We start from the raw sequence: 16,569 nt of genomic DNA on the forward strand, positions 1-16,569 counted from the left end.
TGAGGTGCGAGCGCAGCGAGCCTCGAAGGATCCCTCCAGGGATCGCGCGGCTGGCTGGAGGGCTCCTTCGAGGCCTCCGCTGCGCTTCGGCACCTCAGGATGAGGGGGTGGGTGGGAGAGATCTTCGTTCTGTGACCAGCCTTGAGCCCCGTTGCCGCCGGCCTTCGGCGCCCTAACCCCCGAAAACATCCGCGAGATACGCCCGCACGAAGCCCGGCATCCGGGCCGCCTCGGGGCCGTCCGCGGCCCGCGCCAGGTGGATCCCGGCAAGCTCCGGCTCGGCCTCGCGGCGGTGATGGGCCGCGATGCGCGCGCACAGAGCTTCCGCCGGCTCCGGGAAGAGCACCGGGCGCAGGAAGGCCCATTGCCCCGCCCCGGCCAGCATCACCCACTCCGTTGCGGCGCCCTCCGGCAGGGCGAGGCCGGTCTCCTCGGCGAGTTCCCGGGCGGCGCTGCCGGCGAGGTCGACCCGGTCGCCGCGCACGTCGTCGAGGTCCGGGGTGCCGCAGGGGAAGTAGAGCTGGCCGGCATTGGCCGTGTGGGCGCCCATCTCGCCGAGCAGCACGGCGCCGTCGGCGCTCCAGGGCACGATCGCCGCGAAGGCGTTGACCACGCCGCCCTCCGTCCGCCCCCAATCCCGGTAGGCGATGAAGCTGGAATAACTCGTCGGAAACAGGTCGACCCGGGCGATCCCGGCTTCGACCGCGCAGGCGCAGCCCAGCAGCACGGTGCCGTCGAACATCCCGGGGCTGCGGGCGAGCCGCGCCTGCCAATGGTCGGCGATGGCCGCCGCGTTGTCCCGGGGAAACGGCCAGTCGTAATCCACGCGCCGGGCGATGACACCGGATAGCCGGCTGATCCGGAAGCCCTCAGACACGTAAACGTCCGTCCGACACGATGACGGCCGAGCCGCCGATCTCCACCGAGCGCAGGGCGCCGGATTCGACGGTGAGCTGGAGCGCGATATCGCTCGGCCGGCCCATGGCCTCGCCCTGGCGGATCGCCACGTCGTGGGTGCCCTCCCCCAGGGTCTCGAACTGCATCAGCACCCCCGCGAAGGCGGCGGCCGCCGAGCCGGTGGCCGGATCCTCCCGGAGGCCGAGATGGGGCGCGAACATCCGCACCCGCCAGCTCTGGCCGGTGGCCTCGGGATCGGGGGCGTAGAGGTAGAGCCCGTCCGCGGCCTCGGGCCCCTGGGCGGGTTTGGCGGCGTCCAGCGCTGCCACCGTGGCAATGGGGACGCAGGTGAAGCTCGGCCCGACCCCCTGGCGGCTCGGGACGTGCCGGCCGGTGCCGATATCGCCGGGCTCCAGCCCGAGGAGCGGCGCCAGCACCGCCGGATCCGGCCCCTCGCCCAGGAATTCCGGCAGGGCCGGCAGCTTGAACCGCGCCCGCCCGCCGCTGCCGTCGGCGAAGGGCTCGACCACGCAGGGCACGATCCCGATCCGCTCCTCCAGGCCGAAGGCCCGGGCATCTCCCTGCGCTGGCCCCTCCAAAGCCAGCAGCACGGCCGCGCCCACGGTGGGATGGCCGGCGAAGGGCAGCTCGTGCAGGGGCGTGAAGATCCGCAGCCGCGCCCGGTGGCGGGCCTCGCTCGGCGGCAGCACGAACACCGTCTCGGACAGGTTGAACTCCCCGGCGATGGCCTGCATCGCGGCCGTGTCGAGCCCCTCGGCATCGAGCACCACGGCCAGCGGGTTGCCGGCGAGTGCCTGCTCGGTAAACACGTCGAGGGTGACGAAGCGGCGCGCCATCGTGTCGGTCCTCCAGGCGGCGCCCGCGACCGGCTGGCGGCGGCGGTGCGCTTTGCTAGGCTGTGCGGCCGCCCGACGCGATCCGGGCGGCGCGGTCCGGGAAGCCTAGCCGAGTGCGGTGCCGCTTCCCAGGCCGGAGTGCCCTGCCCTGCGCGACGCCCCTCCCACCCAATCCCCTCATCCTGAGGTGCTCGCGTGAGCGGGCCTCGAAGGAGGCTTCCAGGGATCGCGCGGCCGGCTGGAGCCCTCCTTCGAGGCCTCCGCTTCGCTCCGGCACCTCAGGATGAGGGCGTGGTCGGGACGGCGCTCCGCCCCTCACACCGCCTCGACGGCAAAAACCTCGCTCGGATTCACATACTCCTCCTGCGCGGCCACGGTGAGGATCTCCCGGGCGCCGGCTTCGGCGGTGCGCTTCAGGAGGCCGTAGACCGAGGCGGCGGCGGCGCCCAAGGCCGCTTCGGCCGAGCCGGTGCGGGCGTAGTGGACCAGGAACAGGGCCGCGATGCAGTCGCCCGCCCCGTTCACCGCGATGGCGAGCCGCGGGGTGCGGACCCGGAACACCCGGCCCCCCGCCCCGGCCAGCAGGTCGAGGCTGTCGGAAGGCGTGTCCGCGCAGAGCGCCGAGGTGACCAGCACCACCCGGGGGCCCCTCGCCTGGAGCGCCGCGATCGCCGCCCCGGCCTCGGCCAGGGTGCGGCTCGGCAGGCCGGTGAGCAGGCCGAGCTCGAACTGGTTGGGGGTGAGGATGTCGGCCGCCGGCACGGCGCGCTCGCGCAAAAAGGCCTCGATCCCCGGCCGCACGTAGACGCCTTCGGCGACGTCGCCGATCACCGGGTCGCAGCAATAGAGCGCCTGCGGGTTGGCCGCCCGCACGGAATCCACCGCCTCCAGGATCGCGGACCCGATCTCGGCCGAGCCCATATAGCCCGAGAGCACCGCGTCGCAGGCGGGAAACACCCCGCGCTCGCCGATGCCCCGCACCACGTCGCGGATCATCGCGGCCTCGAAGACCGGGCCGCGCCACGCCCCGTAGCCGGTGTGGTTGGAGAACTGCACCGTGTGGACCGGCCAGACCTCGACCCCGAGCCGCTGCATCGGGAACACCGCCGAGGCGTTGCCGACATGGCCGTAGGCAACGTGGGACTGGATCGACAGGACGTTCAACGCGGGTGATTCCCGGTTCCGTGGGAGAGCCGTTGCTGTCGGCGATCCGGGGCGCGGGCGCAAGCGCGGGTGGGGGCAGGCTGGGGACGGTGGGGCCCTGAGCCGGCGGCCGGCATCGGGTTTCAGCCCAGCCCTTCCACGTGTTTGGCGCAGCGATTGCGGCGAGACGGGACGCGCGCTCCTCCCCCTTGCGGGGAGGCGTTGGAGGTGGGGGTGGTTCAGAGGGCACTGGGACGCTCGATCCTGCACAACCCCCACCCCTGATCCCTCCCCGCAAGGGGGAGGGGAAAGCGCACAGGATTCAAAGCGTTGGCGTCGAACGGATCCGTGTGAATCCGCCGGATGAAACGTCCGGATCGCGCCCCGATCCCCACACCCTGAAAGGGCTGGGTTTCAGCTCCAAGGCCGACAGGCGGCCCGGAACGTGGCCCCGGCCTGCGGGGCGCCGCGGACGGATCAGGGCGCCCGGCAGCTCATCGCCACCGTGGCCTGCGTGACGCTCAGCGCCCGGCGCCGCGTCTCCAGCGCGGCATCCGGCGCGTCCGAGACGGCCCCGGCCTCCCGCCGCAGGGTCGCGTCGCAGGCGCAGGAGCTGTAGCCGGCGGCGTCGTAGCAGGCGTCGTGGCGCATGCAGGCGGCGTCGAGGGCGTCGACCGGGGGCAGGCCTGCGCCGCGCTGGCCCTTGCCGCAGTAATTGCCGTGGAACAGGTCCTGCCCGGCCGCGACCTTGCCGAGATCGCCCTTGGGCGGCGCCGGCGCCTCCGCCTGCCCGCTCGGGTTGAGGTCGTTGGCCGGACCGCCCGCCTTGGAGCCGGAGGACCGCAGCGTCTTGGGGATGCCGGAGCGCTCGCCGGGCTCGTTGAGGGCCTCGCCCGCCCGCCCGTTCGGATCGGACAGGTCCGGCAGGGGCGGCGGCGGCCCCGGGCGGGGCGCGTCCGCCTCCAGGGTCGTATACGCCTCCCCGGCGACGGCCTGCGCCCGGACATGCTGCGGGACGGCCAGGAGCGACAGCCCGAGGAGGACGAGAAGGGTGGGTCTCACGGCAAGCTCCCGAATGCGGAGCCAGCAATGCGACGCGCGACGGTTCCGTTCCGAAGTTGGTCTGCGCAGTGGGGACGGGCTGGGGGCGTGCTGCGTGGTGGGGCCGAGGCCGGGAACTCGACGGCGCCGTTTCGCCGGGGCCGAACCTTCCGCGCGGGCCGGGGCCCTGGACCATGGCGCGGATTGTTTCCGCGTCGACGACCGGGCGTCAGTCGTGATGGTTTGAGAACGAGACGATGTGGACCGGCCAGACCCCGACCCCGCGCCGCTGCATCGAGACCCCTGCCGCCGGGTTGCCGATAGGACCGTAGGCGACAGGGGGACTGGATCGACAGTACGTTCAACGCGGGTGATTCTCGGTGCCGTGTGGAGAGCCGAAGCTGTTGGCGATCCGGGGCGCGGGCGGAAGCGGGGGGGTAGGTTTGACGGTTGGTGCCTAAACGGACGGTCTGCAAGGTCCGATTCGCGGGGGGCTCGGTTCTGAGTGCGAATTTGGAAAAGCCGATGCCGCCTATCGCACTCACTCGCAATCCTGAGCTATTAAAGAATTTAGTCGTCCATTCGAGCCCGCAGCGCAAATCTTTTAAGCGTCTTTGCTCACGGAGGCGCTCGCCCAGCGTTTGGCCTCCGCAAATTTGCACCGTGGAACGCCGAACTGCTGCTCGACAATGGAGTTGCGGTAAGCTCGTTTGAGTGAGGGACTCTACACTATGCCATATGGATGGTTTCGATTTAGCAGCAAGAGCAGGAGAATAGGCTTAGGCGCAACGTTCTCAACTGCGTCTGGCCGTAGGTGGGCGCACGCCACCGCGCCGCTTGATTCTTGCTTCTACGCGGAAAATATCCGGCATGTTGATCCTCGTCTCACTGCGGTATTCGACCACGCCGATGTTGTTCAGGGCCTGGAGCAACGTCTCCTCAGGGTCGGAGCGAGCTTTTTCTAGCTCCAAAGGCAGCAGCCGAGAAGAGTTTTCAGAAGCTGCCCGTATTTTTGAAACTGTCCCTCTTTCATACCATCGGGTCATAAACACCTGAGGCTCGCAGGGTACTTCTAGGCCTGCTAGAGCATTAAGTACCTCATCGATCCAATCGTAGTCTTCCTTCAACTGACGCACGCGCACTTCGGAAGCATCTTGAACGCCTGCCCGAATACCATTGTGATCGATCACTGTGTCGGTCGGAAGCGGTCTGAAAACGGCTGCTTTCTGTATCGCAGTTAGAAAACTGCGTGGACTAGTCTCACCAAACGCGTCTGCCAAATGATCGTATATCCAAGTGTAGGTTCTGCCACGTTTTGCGCCTGCGCCCATGTACTCCCCAGCGATGCGATAAAATACTTGCTCCTGAAGCAAGTCGTTATTCTGGATTTGTTCCAAGAAATCATCAATATTAGTTGTTCTATTTAGGGTCAAGAAGGCGTTTCGCGAAAATTGCTGAGATAAAATAAATTTATACAACAGTCCGAACAGCTCGCTTCGATTCCAAAAAAGCTTCACAGCATCGGCACGAATTTTAGAAGCGTCTGCGAACCTAAAAAGGGTGTCATCATTCGCTTGATCGGTGCGGATGAAGATTTTAGCCCTCATTGAGCGATAGCCACGCATGTCAAGCGCAAGTCGTAGCATTCCTTCTGTCAGCCGCGAAATGGTGGCCCAATCCTGTCCTAGCCGATCAAGAGCATCGAACACGAGCAGAAAGCTTTTATTTTGCTGCTGGAAGTGACGGTTTGCCAGACGCAGCGTGCGCTCCATGCGATCGATGTCAGCGGCACACCACTGAATAACTTCGGATAGTGAGGGAGGCAGATCGATCAACATGATGCCGCTTAGGGCCTTGAGCAGCACCGCACGCCAAATGTCCTGCGGATCGTGTCCTGCTTTGAGAAGTTTTTTGAGGACAGCCGGAGAAGGTGATGGCCCTTCGTCCTTCCCAGCATCCTCGTGAAACCCCAAGACGCCCTCGATATCCTGTAAAGCAAGGCGTGGATAATACTGCGCCACCGCATCTCTAGTTTGTTTGTGCGTTAATACTGCCGACCAGAAACTCTTGCCAACTCCTCTGTTGCCAATAACAAGCACCCGTTGAGGGTCCAGGGCAGAAGCATGGAGTTGCGGTGCAAAGATTGCAGCCGGGTCGGGAGGGATAGACGCTTGATGCGCGGACCCCGGTGGCAAGCTTGCAAGGGTGTCGCGTAGAGTTGAAATAGCTTGCCGCGTAGCGCCGGGATTTCTCATCGCTTCAGTCTCAAATTATCACGCAGCGCCGCAATGAAGCTGCCGAACGTCCGATCAAACATATGCGATGCGAACTGATCTCGATATGAAAGCGGATCGAATTCCGCATAGTTGATGTCGTTCAAAATCGGCCATGCATAGTGAGGGGCCGGAGGGTCGTCGTAATCGAAGTTGAAAGCTTCTTCCTCTATCCCATCCTCAATATCGTAAAGGGTGTCGGAAAATACTTCGAATGTCTCTGTTCGAAAATCAGCTTGTCTCTTGGCGTCCGCGGAGGCTTTCGCGTGCACCATTCGGAGCCGGTATCGCCAGTCAGTCTCTCCAGATATGGAGGGTCTAAAGCGTTGCAAATGAGAGAGAAAATAGCGGTAGCCTGCAAAAGTTTGCGGAGTATCTACGCCGAACAGAAGAACGTCGGCGCCCAAGCCGAGGACCGCCGCTGCGGTCGCTTCGTTTAGTCCCGCGCGCGCATCCACAAAAATTGCGTCGTATCGAGTCTGCTGAGAAAGGCGCCGAACCAACTCTCTTGTGCGGTCTAGAAATGTTATCGTTGAACCATCGGCGGCAGTCTTCTCCAGATACGCTCTCGCGATTTTTCCAAGAATATTTTCAGGATATTTGTTTCCAAGCGATCCTACTGCCGGAACGACATGAACAAGGCCGTTCTTTGAAAGTGGGCTGGCCGCGACCATCTGTTCGATGAAGTCGTCATCTAAATCCGCAAGCCCATCCTCCACAAAGAAATCGAGAGTTCCAAATCGCGGAGGATTGTTGAGGAGCATTTCTCCAAGCCCTGGCGCTTCGAGGTCCAAGTCGATCACGAGTACGTTAAACCCCTGATCGGAAAGGGCGGCCGAGGCAACCGCAAGGGCGGTCGAGCGGCCAACGCCGCCCTTGTGACTTGCGAACACCGTTATAGGCGGAACGCCCTCAATGGGATCGCGAGGTGGTTGTAACCAATCCTGACCTACTATGCGCCGCTCTACGAGTCGGACAAATCCTTGGAACTCGTCGTTGTCGATCCATTCGGGAAGGCCCGTATTCGGATCTGCAAGGCTCGGATCAAAAAGATCGTCCGGGCTAGAGATGGCCCCTCCGTTGGGCTCTACATATGGCGCAAGCGACCTTGCACCCTGTTCAAGAACGGTAAGTGTCGCTGCATCGATTGATTCGAGTGCTATGAATGTGAGGCGGCCACTGGCATCACGCAGAAAGCAGTTTCGAGCGAGGGCCTCAGGTCCCATCGCCTCTTGAACTAAGGCCGCAAAACGAGGCAGCGCGTTGTCATATCGCAATTCTCTGCTCACCGGCTCGTCCTCCGAAGGCCCGCTGCGCTAATCGTCCGACTGGCGTCGTCTCGCCATGCGCGCAGTTGCACCTCATTAATATTGCCATCTGCTGAATAACGGTGGCCTACCTCCCACCCAGACATAAAGCCAGGACGTTCTAACAATTTGTGGATGGAATGCTTTCGGCGCCCTTGGATTGTTTTCTTTGCCTTCTCTACGAGTTGCGGGAGATGGACGTGGGGGGCATCCGTTGATGGTCGCAGCGACATTACCGCGTGCTTGATCGCGCATTCGACAGCGAAGCCCAATAGGTGACCTGCTCCGTCGAGCCGGCCGCCGCTTGTTAGCGTCTCGGCGTCTTCAAAATGCCTTAAGGCGGATTGGTCAAAGAATTCGGGCACGCACAGATCTCCACTCTGGCTTTCTCCTCGTGCGCATGGCGAAGGTCAAGGCGGGAGTAGCGGCGGAAGTCACGGGGCTTGGGTGAGGGCGCAAACCCTTGTCCCCGGCCCGTCCCCACCTCAGATGGGTCCGATCCCCCCGCCGCCCCCCGAGCCCGATGGACATCGAAGCCCTGCGCACCTCGACCCTCGCCTTCGTCGAGGCGCACAAGGTCTGGACCCCGCTGATCGCCGGGGGGCTCGCCTTCTGCGAGTCGATCGCGATCCTGTCGCTGTTCGTGCCGGCCACCGTGATACTGGTCGGCATCGGCGCCCTGGTCGGGGGGGCCGACATCCCGCTCTGGCCGGTGATCGGCGCGGCGGCGCTCGGCGCTTCCCTGGGGGATTGGCTCTCCTACGAGGTCGGGCGCTGGGTCGGGCCGGGCGCCCGCACCAAGTGGCCCCTGCGGCGCTATCCCGACCTCGTCGCCAAGGCGGAGACCTTCATCGGCCGCTGGGGCATCGCCGCGGTGGCGCTGGGGCGCTTCTTCGGGCCGGCTCGGGCCCTGGTGCCGCTGCTCGCCGGCACCCTCGGCCTGGCGCGGCTGCCGTTCCAGCTGGCCAATGTCGGCTCGGCCCTGGTCTGGGCCTTCGTGCTGCTCGCCCCCGGGGCCGGGCTGCTCACCTGGCTCGACCGGTGATCCGGACGGCCCGCTGATGCGCCGCTTCCCGCCGGAGCGCATCGTCTGCCTCACCGAGGAGACCGTCGAGACCCTGTACCTCCTGGGTGAGGAGGACCGGATCGTCGGCGTCTCGGGCTACGCGGTGCGCCCGCCCCGGGTCCGCCGGGAGAAGCCCCGGGTCTCGGCCTTCACCAGCGCCGACCTCCCCAAGATCCTGGCGCTGGCGCCGGACCTCGTCCTGGCGTTTTCCGACCTCCAGGCCGGGATCGTCGCCGACCTGGCCCGCGCGGGTGTCGCCGTCCACCTGTTCAACCAGAGGGATGTTGCCGGCTGCCTGGCGATGGTCCGCACCCTGGGGGCCCTGGTCGGGGTCCCGGAGCGGGCCGAGGCGCTGGCGCAATCCTTCGCAGCGACGCTGCAGGCGGCGGCCGAGTCTGCGAAGGGACGGCCCAGCCCGCGCGTGTATTTCGAAGAGTGGGACGCGCCGATGATCTCCGGAATCGGCTGGGTCTCCGAGCTGATCGGCTATGCCGGGGGCCGGGACGTCTTTCCGGAGCTCGGTCGGCAGCCGGCCGCGAAGGACCGGATCGTCACCCCCGAGCAGGTGATCGCCGCCGCCCCCGACGTGATCCTGGCCTCCTGGTGCGGCAAGAAGGTCAATATCGACCGCATCCGCGCCCGCCCCGGCTGGGACGCGATCCCGGCGGTACGCGACGGCCGGATCCACGAGATCAAGGCGCCGCTGATCCTGCAGCCGGGCCCCGCCGCCCTTACCGACGGGCTCGCCGCGATCCAGGTTTTTTTGGGCCTAAGCCCTTGATCTGGAAGGGTTGTCTTTGCCGCGATCCGGGGGCGATGCCGCGCCGCAGGTGACGGGCGCGGCGCGATTCGGCAGGATGTCCCGATTCGACACAGGCGCATCCCGGCCCCGCATGTCCGCTTCCCTCGGCCTCCCCGCCCTCCCGGCGGACGCCTTGATCCTGCCCCCCGACCGGCGGCAATCGCCCACCGCCCTGCGGATCCAGCGCGGCGTGCGCCGCCTGTTCTCCGAGATGGGCTGCGTCACCCTGCCGGAATTCTCCCTGGTCAACGGCCGCCGGGCCGACGTGATCGCCCTGTGCGGCGCCGGACGCCTCACCATCGTGGAGATCAAGTCGAGCGTCGCGGATTTCCGCGCCGACCGAAAGTGGCCCGATTACAGGGACTTCTGCGACCGGTTCTTCTTCGCGATCCCCGAGGACGTGCCCGAATCCCTGATCCCGGAGGAGTGCGGCCTGATCGTCGCCGACGGCTACGGCGCCGGCATCCTGCGCGAGGCCCCCGAGCACCCGCTCAGCGGTCCCCGCCGCAAGGCCGTCACCCTCCGCTTCGCCCACAGCGCCGCCCGCATCCTGCACGCCCTCGCCGACCCGGGCGCGGTGCGGGAAGGGGCGCTGTAGGGGATCCCAAAGGGCAAGCCCTTTGGCTGGGTTCGGGGGCGGAGCCCCCGAGTCTTGCAGGGTTTTGCCCCGCATCCACACGTGAACTCGGGCCTTTCGAGGCCCTGACGTTTTCGTGAAGACTGCGCTATGGGCGGGCGATGACGTCCGTTGCCCTGTTCGAATTGATCCTCGCGCTCCTCGGGGCGGCCCTGTTGCTGTCTCTGGTGGCCGGGCGGCTCGGGTTTCCCCCGGCCGCCGCCCTGGTGCTCGGCGGGATGGCCCTGGCCGTGGCGCCGGGCCTGCCGGCCTTCGATCTCGACCCGGACCTGATCATGGTCCTGTTCCTGCCGCCGCTGCTGCTCGAATCGGCCTACTTCACCGTCTGGCGCGACTTCCGGGCGAGCCTGGGCCCGATCCTGTCGCTGTCGCTGGGGGCCGTGCTGTTCACCACCCTGGTGGTCGGGCTCGTCGCCCACGCGGTGGTGCCGGCCCTGCCCTGGGCGGCCTGCTTCGCGCTCGGCGCCATCGTGTCGCCGCCGGATGCGGTCGCCGCCAAGGCGGTGCTGGCCCGAGTCGCCCTGCCCCGCCGGTTGGTCACGGTCCTGGAGGGCGAGAGCCTCGTCAACGACGCGTCGGGCCTGGTGCTCTACCGCTTCGCCGTCGCGGCGGCGCTGACCGGCAGCTTCAACGCCTGGGCGGCGGCGGGCAGCTTCGCCTGGCTGGCGGTGGCGGGCGTCGCGGTCGGGCTCGCTTGCGGCCTGGCGGTGGACGCGCTGGTGCGGCGCCTGCGCGACGCCAACGCCGTGACGGTGCTGAGCTTCCTGGCCTCCTACGCCGCCTATCTCGCCGCCGAGGAGATCCACGCCTCCGGGGTGCTGGCCGTGGTGGCCTGCGGGCTGATGATGGGCGGGCGCGAGCACGAGGCCTTCGACGCCCATGTCCGGCGCCACGCCGTGGCGGTGTGGGAATTCGTGGTGTTCGTGCTGGAGGCCCTGGTCTTCGTGCTGATCGGCCTGGCCCTGCGCGGGGTGCTCGCCCGGACGGGGGGCGAGCTCGGGCCGCTCGCCACCGGCCTGCCCCTGGCGGTCACGGTCACGGCGGCCTGCGTGGTCGCCCGGCTGCTGTGGGTCTTTCCGGCGGTCTACCTGCGGCGGACCCTGTCGGCGCGGGTGCGCGCCCAGGAGCCCCGTCCGGATCCCCGGGTGCCGCTGATCATCGGCTGGGCCGGCATGCGCGGGGTGGTGACGCTCGCCGCCGCGCTGGCGCTGCCGGTCGATTTCCCGGGCCGCGACCCGATCCTGGTGGCGGCCTTCGCGGTGATCCTGTTCACGGTCCTGATCCAGGGCACGACGCTCGGACCGCTCATCCGGCGGTTGCGCCTCGACCCGCATCAGAGCCTGCCGGAGGGCCATCTCGACGCCGCGATGGCGCGGGTGGTGATGAATCAGGCCGGGCTCGCCGCCCTGGAGCGGCTGGTGTCGCCCGGGTCCGGCGCGCTGCAGCATCCGCGCCTGGTGGAGGATTATCGTCGGCGGGTGCGGGCGTCGTCCCGGGACCGCGACGAGCGCGGGGCGCTGGCCGCCGAGAAGACCGAGCATTTCGCCGCCGCGCTGCTGGCCGTGCGCTCCGGCCGCTCGGCGCTGATCGCCCTGCATCGGGAGAACCGCATCCACAGCTCGGTGCTGCGGGCGCTGGAGGGGGAGATCGATCTCGAGGAACTCTACCTGAAGCGCCTCGCGGGTGAGGCGCCGGCGCACGGCGCGGCTTGACCGGCCCCGCCTGGGGCTGCTCCCCTCAGCGGGTGGTGCAGGCGTCGGACGGGGTGCCGTAGCCGCTGTAGACGACCCGCACCTTGCGCAGGCAGGGCGCCGCCTCCTTGGGGGCCGCCACGGGGGAGACCTCCACCGGATCGACCCGCAGGGTCGCCGTGACGGTCGGCTCCTCCGGGGTCGCCAGCGCGCGGCTGGCGCTCATCACGAACGGGGTGGCGGCCATGGCCGAGACCGCGATGGCGGCCAGGACGGCGAGGTTCTTGCGGCCGAAATCGTGAAGCGTGCGAGCCTGTTGCATGATCGCTGGTCCGTCGTGTTCGGCCCGCGGACGGTGCCGAAATCCCCTGTTTGCGGCGATAACTTGGCCGCGAACTTGACGGTTCCCGCTATGCTCCGAAAACAGTCGGGCTTGCGTGCTTCGGCGCACGCCCGGTGCTGATGTCAGAGGATCTTGCGGTATTGGATGAAGCCCGACCGCTCCGCGATCCGGTCGTAGAGCAGCATCGCGTCGGTATTGGTCTCGTGGGTCAGCCAGTGGACGCGCGAACAACCGGCGGCGTTCGCGGCTGCGTAGACATGCGTGATGAGCCGGCGCCCGATTCCCGCGCCGCGGGCAGCATCCGCCACGAACAGATCCTGGAGGTAGCAGTAATCGCCGATCGTCCAGGCCGAGCGATGGCGGATGTGGTGGACGAGCCCGACCGCCGCCCCGTCCCGCCAGGCCAGGGCGCCGTCGACCGGCTCGGCCGGATCGTTGAGGCGGCCCCAGGTGCTCTCCGTGACCGCCTCGGACAGGTCGACCTTGTAGAAGGCTTGGTAGCCCCGCCACAGCGGCAGCCAGGCCGCCCGGTCCCCGGGGCCGATCGGGCGGATCTCGATTCTGTCCGGACTGGTGGTCACGATCCGCGTCTCCCGCGCTGCATCGGGGGAAGCTGACCATTGTCCGTCCTCCGAGCGCAAGGGGAGCCGGGCATGCCGAAGGGGCCTTCGTCTTGCACCCCCCGCCGCCCGCACCTAAACCGGCCCGCCGACACACAGACCCGCCCCGCATCGCCGAGCCTTCGCCGCCCATGTCCCAAAAGAAATCGTTCCAGGGGCTGATCCTGACGCTGCAGGAGTTCTGGGCGGCGCAGGGCTGCGTGATCCTCCAGCCCTACGACATGGAGGTCGGCGCCGGCACGTTCCATCCGGCGACCACGCTGCGGGCGCTGGGCCCGAAGCCCTGGAAGGCGGCATATGTCCAGCCGTCGCGCCGGCCCAAGGACGGCCGCTACGGCGAGAACCCGAACCGGCTCCAGCACTATTACCAGTTCCAGGTGATCCTGAAGCCGAACCCGCCGAACCTCCAGGAGCTCTACCTCGCCTCCCTGGACGCCATCGGGGTCGACCTGAAGCTCCACGACATCCGCTTCGTCGAGGACGATTGGGAGAGCCCGACGCTCGGCGCCTGGGGCCTCGGCTGGGAATGCTGGTGCGACGGGATGGAGGTCAGCCAGTTCACCTATTTCCAGCAGGTGGCGGGCTTCGAATGCGCCCCGGTGGCCGGCGAGCTGACCTACGGGCTCGAGCGGCTCGCCATGTATGTCCAGGGCGTCGAGAACGTCTACGACCTCGACTTCAACGGCGCCGAGGGGGCCGACCGGATCACCTACGGCGACGTGTTTTTGCAGGCCGAGCAGGAATATTCCCGTCACAATTTCGAGGCCGCCGACACGACGATGCTGTTCCGCCAGTTCACCGACGCGGAGGCCGCCTGCCGATCCTATCTCGAGGCCGGGGCGCCCGCCGCCGAGACCGAGCGCCACCGCATGGCGCAGCCGGCCTACGACCAGTGCATCAAGGCGAGCCACGTCTTCAACCTGCTCGACGCCCGCGGGGTGATCTCGGTCACCGAGCGCCAGAGCTACATCCTGCGGGTGCGCGAACTCGCCAAGGCCTGCGGCGCGGCGTGGCTCAAGACGGCGGCCGGCGGAGCCCCTTGAGCCCTCGCGCGTTGCAACCCCCGCCAACCGGCGCGCTTCGGCGCGTCCGCAGACGCGGGAATCCTATGATGAAACAGACCCTCCTCGCCCTCGGCGTCCTCGCGTTCGGCCTCGGCCCGGCGCTCGCGGCCGATCCCGGCCCGGAGGCGGTGGTCAAGAAGCTCTACGCCGAGCCGCACCCGAATCACTCGGCCGTCTACACCAAGCGCCTCCAGGGCCTGTTCGACGCCGACGCCAAGCAGGCCAACGGCGCCACCGGTAGCCTCGATTTCGACTATCGCCTCAACGGCGAGCCCGTGAAGCCCGATACCGTGAAGGCCCTCACCTTCAAGGAGGCCACGGAGGGCAAGGACCAGGCGAAGGTCACGGTGGAGCGCAAGGGCGGGGACGGCTCGAAATCCATCGTCTACGACCTCGTGCGCGAGGACGGGGCCTGGCGGGTGTCCGACGCCCACGCGATCGGCGACCGCAAGTGGCAGCTCACGACCATCCTGAAGGGCGAGGCGCACTGAACGCGCCGTTTCGGCGCCGAGCCTACCGAGGATCGACACGAGTCCGATCCGCCGACCCTCGACAGGCCTGCGGCGCGGCGATATGGCCGCGCCATGCCCGACCTCCTGCTCGAACTCCGCTCGGAAGAGATCCCCGCCCGCATGCAGCGGCGCGCGGCGGAGGATCTCAAGAAGCTCGTCACCGACGCCCTGGTCGAGCGCGGCTTCCTGTACGAGGGCGCCAAGGCGTTCTCGACGCCGCGCCGCCTGGCCCTGCACATCGCCGGCCTGCCCGCCCGGGGCGAGGCCGTCCGCGAGGAGCGCCGCGGCCCGCGGGTCGGCGCCCCCGAGGCCGCAATCCAGGGCTTTCTGAAGAGCGCCGGCCTGGCGAGCCTCGACGAGGCGCAGAAAATCACCGATCCGAAGAAGGGCGAGTTCTACCTCGCGGTGATCGAGCGGGCCGGCCGCGAGACCCTGGACGTGCTCGCCGAGCTCCTGCCCGAGATCATCCGGAATTTCCCCTGGCCGAAGGCGATGCGCTGGGGCGCGGCCTCGGCCCAGCCCGGCGCCCTGCGCTGGGTGCGCCCGCTGCAATCGATCGTCGCGACCTTCGGGCCGGAGACCGAGACCCCCGAGGTCGTGCCGTTCGCACTCGGCGGCATCGCGGCCGGGACCGTCACCTACGGCCACCGCTTCCTGGCGCCGGGGCCGATCGAGGTGCGCCGGTTCGACGATTACATCCAGGCCCTGGAGCGGGCGAAGGTCATCCTCGACGCCGACCGGCGCAAGGACGTGATCCTGCACGACGCCCGCGACCTCGCCTTCGCGCGCGGCCTCGACCTCGTGGAGGACGAAGGCCTGCTGGAGGAGGTGGCCGGCCTGGTGGAATGGCCGGTGGTGCTCATGGGCTCCTTCGACGCGGCCTTCCTCGACATCCCGGCCGAGGCGATCCGGGCGACCATCCGGGCGAACCAGAAGTGCTTCGTCCTGCGCAAATCCGGCTCGGAGGATCTGGCCCCCGCCTTCATCCTGGTCTCGAATCTTGTGGCTTCCGACGGCGGCCAGGCGATCACCGCCGGCAACGAGCGGGTGGTGCGAGCGCGCCTGTCGGACGCGAAATTCTTCTGGGAGACCGACAAGGCCACGAAGCTCGAGGACAGGCTGCCCAAACTCGGCTCCATCGTCTTCCACGAGAAACTCGGCACCCAGGGCGAGCGGATCGCCCGCATCGCGGCCCTGGCGAAGGAGCTGGCGCCGCTGGTCGGGGCCGATCCGGCTCTGGCCGAGCGCGCCGCCCGCCTCGCCAAGGCCGATCTCGTCACCGAGATGGTCGGCGAGTTCCCGGAGCTCCAGGGCCTGATGGGCCGCAAATACGCGGCGCTCCAGGGCGAGCACCCAAGCGTCTGCGCCGCCATCGAGGAGCATTACAAGCCGGTCGGCCCCTCCGACCGGGTGCCGAGCGATCCCGTCTCGATCGCGGTGGCGCTGGCCGACAAGCTCGACACGCTCGCCGGCTTCTGGTCCATCGACGAGAAGCCGACGGGGAGCAAGGATCCCTTTGCCCTGCGCCGCGCCGCCCTCGGCGTGATCCGGCTGATCCTGGAGAATGGGCTTCGGCTGCCGCTTGCCGGCTCCGTATTGCCCGATGCCTTCGACGCGCAATCCGCTGGCCGGATGGTCGCGATTGTCGATCTTTCGGGTGGGATCGAACGCATCGAAGCCGAGCTTTCGGCTCTGCCCCCCGATACGAATTTGCTCGCGAATCCGCAGATCGCCGACTTGCTCGGCTTCTTCGCCGACCGTCTCAAGGTCTATCTCCGCGACCAGGGCGCCCGCCACGACCTGATCGACGCCGTCTTCGCCCTGCCCGGCCAGGACGACCTGCTGATGGTGGTCCGGCGGGTCGAGGCGCTGGGCCAATTCCTCGACACCGAGGACGGCAAGAACCTGCTGGCCGGGGTCAAGCGCGCCTCGAACATCCTGCGGATCGAGGAGAAGAAGGACGGCCGCGCCTACGATGCCGCGCCCGATTCCGCCCTGGCGGCCTCCGGTGAGCCGGCCGAGCGGGCCCTCGCCGAGGCCCTGGCGGGCGCCGCCGCGACGGCGTCCCACGCCATCGCGAGCGAGGACTTTGCCGGGGCGATGCGGGCGCTCTCGACGCTGCGCGCGCCGGTCGACGCCTTCTTCCAGGACGTGACCGTCAACGCCCCCGACCCGAAGCTGCGCGAGAACCGCCTGCTCCTCCTCAACGCGCTGCGCGCCGCGACCCGCGCGGTGGCGGATTTCTCGAAGATCGAGGGATAGCGCGGGCCATCCGCGATCCCACCCGCGCCCTCATCCTGACAGGCTGTGAATCTT

The 16,569-nt window shown here is 67.9% G+C and carries 15 protein-coding genes; 7 read left to right on the plus strand and 8 right to left on the minus strand.

What is annotated here, in order from left to right:
* Positions 1–172: 172 nt before the first annotated feature.
* From BMZ47_RS04715 to BMZ47_RS04735, 6 genes are all read right to left on the minus strand, one after another.
* A complete protein-coding gene (locus BMZ47_RS04715) occupies positions 173–877 on the minus strand; it encodes an NUDIX hydrolase (protein WP_091859198.1) in 705 nt (234 codons plus the stop codon).
* Complete coding sequence (locus tag BMZ47_RS04720; RefSeq protein ID WP_091859201.1) at positions 870–1,754, minus strand: PhzF family phenazine biosynthesis protein; 885 nt, start codon at positions 1,752–1,754, stop codon at positions 870–872. Before BMZ47_RS04720 ends, BMZ47_RS04715 begins: the two co-directional genes overlap by 8 nt.
* Before the next feature lie 315 nt (positions 1,755–2,069).
* On the minus strand, positions 2,070–2,918 hold the full coding sequence (gene pdxY / locus BMZ47_RS04725) for a pyridoxal kinase PdxY (RefSeq protein ID WP_091859204.1): 849 nt from the start codon (positions 2,916–2,918) through the stop codon (positions 2,070–2,072).
* Positions 2,919–3,374: 456 nt separating this feature from the next.
* Positions 3,375–3,959: a phospholipase A2 family protein gene (locus BMZ47_RS04730; protein WP_091859206.1), complete on the minus strand. Its 585-nt coding sequence runs from the start codon at positions 3,957–3,959 to the stop codon at positions 3,375–3,377.
* Positions 3,960–4,732: 773 nt separating this feature from the next.
* Complete coding sequence (locus BMZ47_RS27825) at positions 4,733–6,193, minus strand: hypothetical protein (RefSeq protein WP_139220932.1); 1,461 nt, start codon at positions 6,191–6,193, stop codon at positions 4,733–4,735.
* The gene (locus BMZ47_RS04735; protein WP_139220933.1) at positions 6,190–7,500 is read right to left on the minus strand and encodes a ParA family protein; all 1,311 of its coding nucleotides are present in this window, start codon (positions 7,498–7,500) and stop codon (positions 6,190–6,192) included. The genes BMZ47_RS27825 and BMZ47_RS04735 overlap by 4 nt, the downstream gene beginning before the upstream one ends.
* A 541-nt stretch (positions 7,501–8,041) precedes the next feature.
* Between BMZ47_RS04735 and BMZ47_RS04740 the strand changes: the two genes are divergently transcribed.
* From BMZ47_RS04740 to BMZ47_RS04755, 4 genes are all read left to right on the plus strand, one after another.
* Entirely contained in the window at positions 8,042–8,563 is a 522-nt protein-coding gene (locus tag BMZ47_RS04740; protein WP_091859212.1) for a DedA family protein, read from the plus strand.
* A 16-nt stretch (positions 8,564–8,579) separates the two neighbouring features.
* Entirely contained in the window at positions 8,580–9,365 is a 786-nt protein-coding gene (locus BMZ47_RS04745) for a cobalamin-binding protein (RefSeq protein WP_091859214.1), read from the plus strand.
* 112 nt (positions 9,366–9,477) lie between these two features.
* Complete coding sequence (locus tag BMZ47_RS04750; RefSeq protein ID WP_091859217.1) at positions 9,478–9,984, plus strand: MmcB family DNA repair protein; 507 nt, start codon at positions 9,478–9,480, stop codon at positions 9,982–9,984.
* A gap of 140 nt (positions 9,985–10,124) precedes the next feature.
* Positions 10,125–11,735, plus strand: coding sequence for a Na+/H+ antiporter (locus BMZ47_RS04755; RefSeq protein WP_091859220.1), 1,611 nt, complete (start codon positions 10,125–10,127; stop codon positions 11,733–11,735).
* A gap of 25 nt (positions 11,736–11,760) precedes the next feature.
* On the opposite strand, the gene BMZ47_RS04760 is transcribed toward BMZ47_RS04755, so the two are convergent.
* Complete coding sequence (locus tag BMZ47_RS04760; RefSeq protein WP_007568371.1) at positions 11,761–12,036, minus strand: hypothetical protein; 276 nt, start codon at positions 12,034–12,036, stop codon at positions 11,761–11,763.
* Positions 12,037–12,179: 143 nt separating this feature from the next.
* Entirely contained in the window at positions 12,180–12,638 is a 459-nt protein-coding gene (locus BMZ47_RS04765; protein ID WP_091859223.1) for a GNAT family N-acetyltransferase, read from the minus strand.
* 170 nt (positions 12,639–12,808) lie between these two features.
* On the opposite strand from BMZ47_RS04765, the gene BMZ47_RS04770 reads away from it, so the two are divergent.
* From BMZ47_RS04770 to glyS, 3 genes are all read left to right on the plus strand, one after another.
* Positions 12,809–13,720, plus strand: a complete 912-nt coding sequence (locus BMZ47_RS04770; RefSeq protein ID WP_091859226.1) for a glycine--tRNA ligase subunit alpha — start codon at positions 12,809–12,811, stop codon at positions 13,718–13,720.
* Positions 13,721–13,788: 68 nt separating this feature from the next.
* Positions 13,789–14,232 (plus strand): nuclear transport factor 2 family protein, encoded by a 444-nt coding sequence (locus BMZ47_RS04775; protein WP_091859742.1) that lies wholly within the window; start codon positions 13,789–13,791, stop codon positions 14,230–14,232.
* 93 nt (positions 14,233–14,325) lie between these two features.
* Entirely contained in the window at positions 14,326–16,515 is a 2,190-nt protein-coding gene (gene glyS / locus BMZ47_RS04780) for a glycine--tRNA ligase subunit beta (RefSeq protein WP_091859229.1), read from the plus strand.
* Positions 16,516–16,569 lie beyond the last annotated feature (54 nt).

The organism is Methylobacterium brachiatum (assembly GCF_900113845.1).
GTDB classification, from domain to species: domain Bacteria; phylum Pseudomonadota; class Alphaproteobacteria; order Rhizobiales; family Beijerinckiaceae; genus Methylobacterium; species Methylobacterium brachiatum.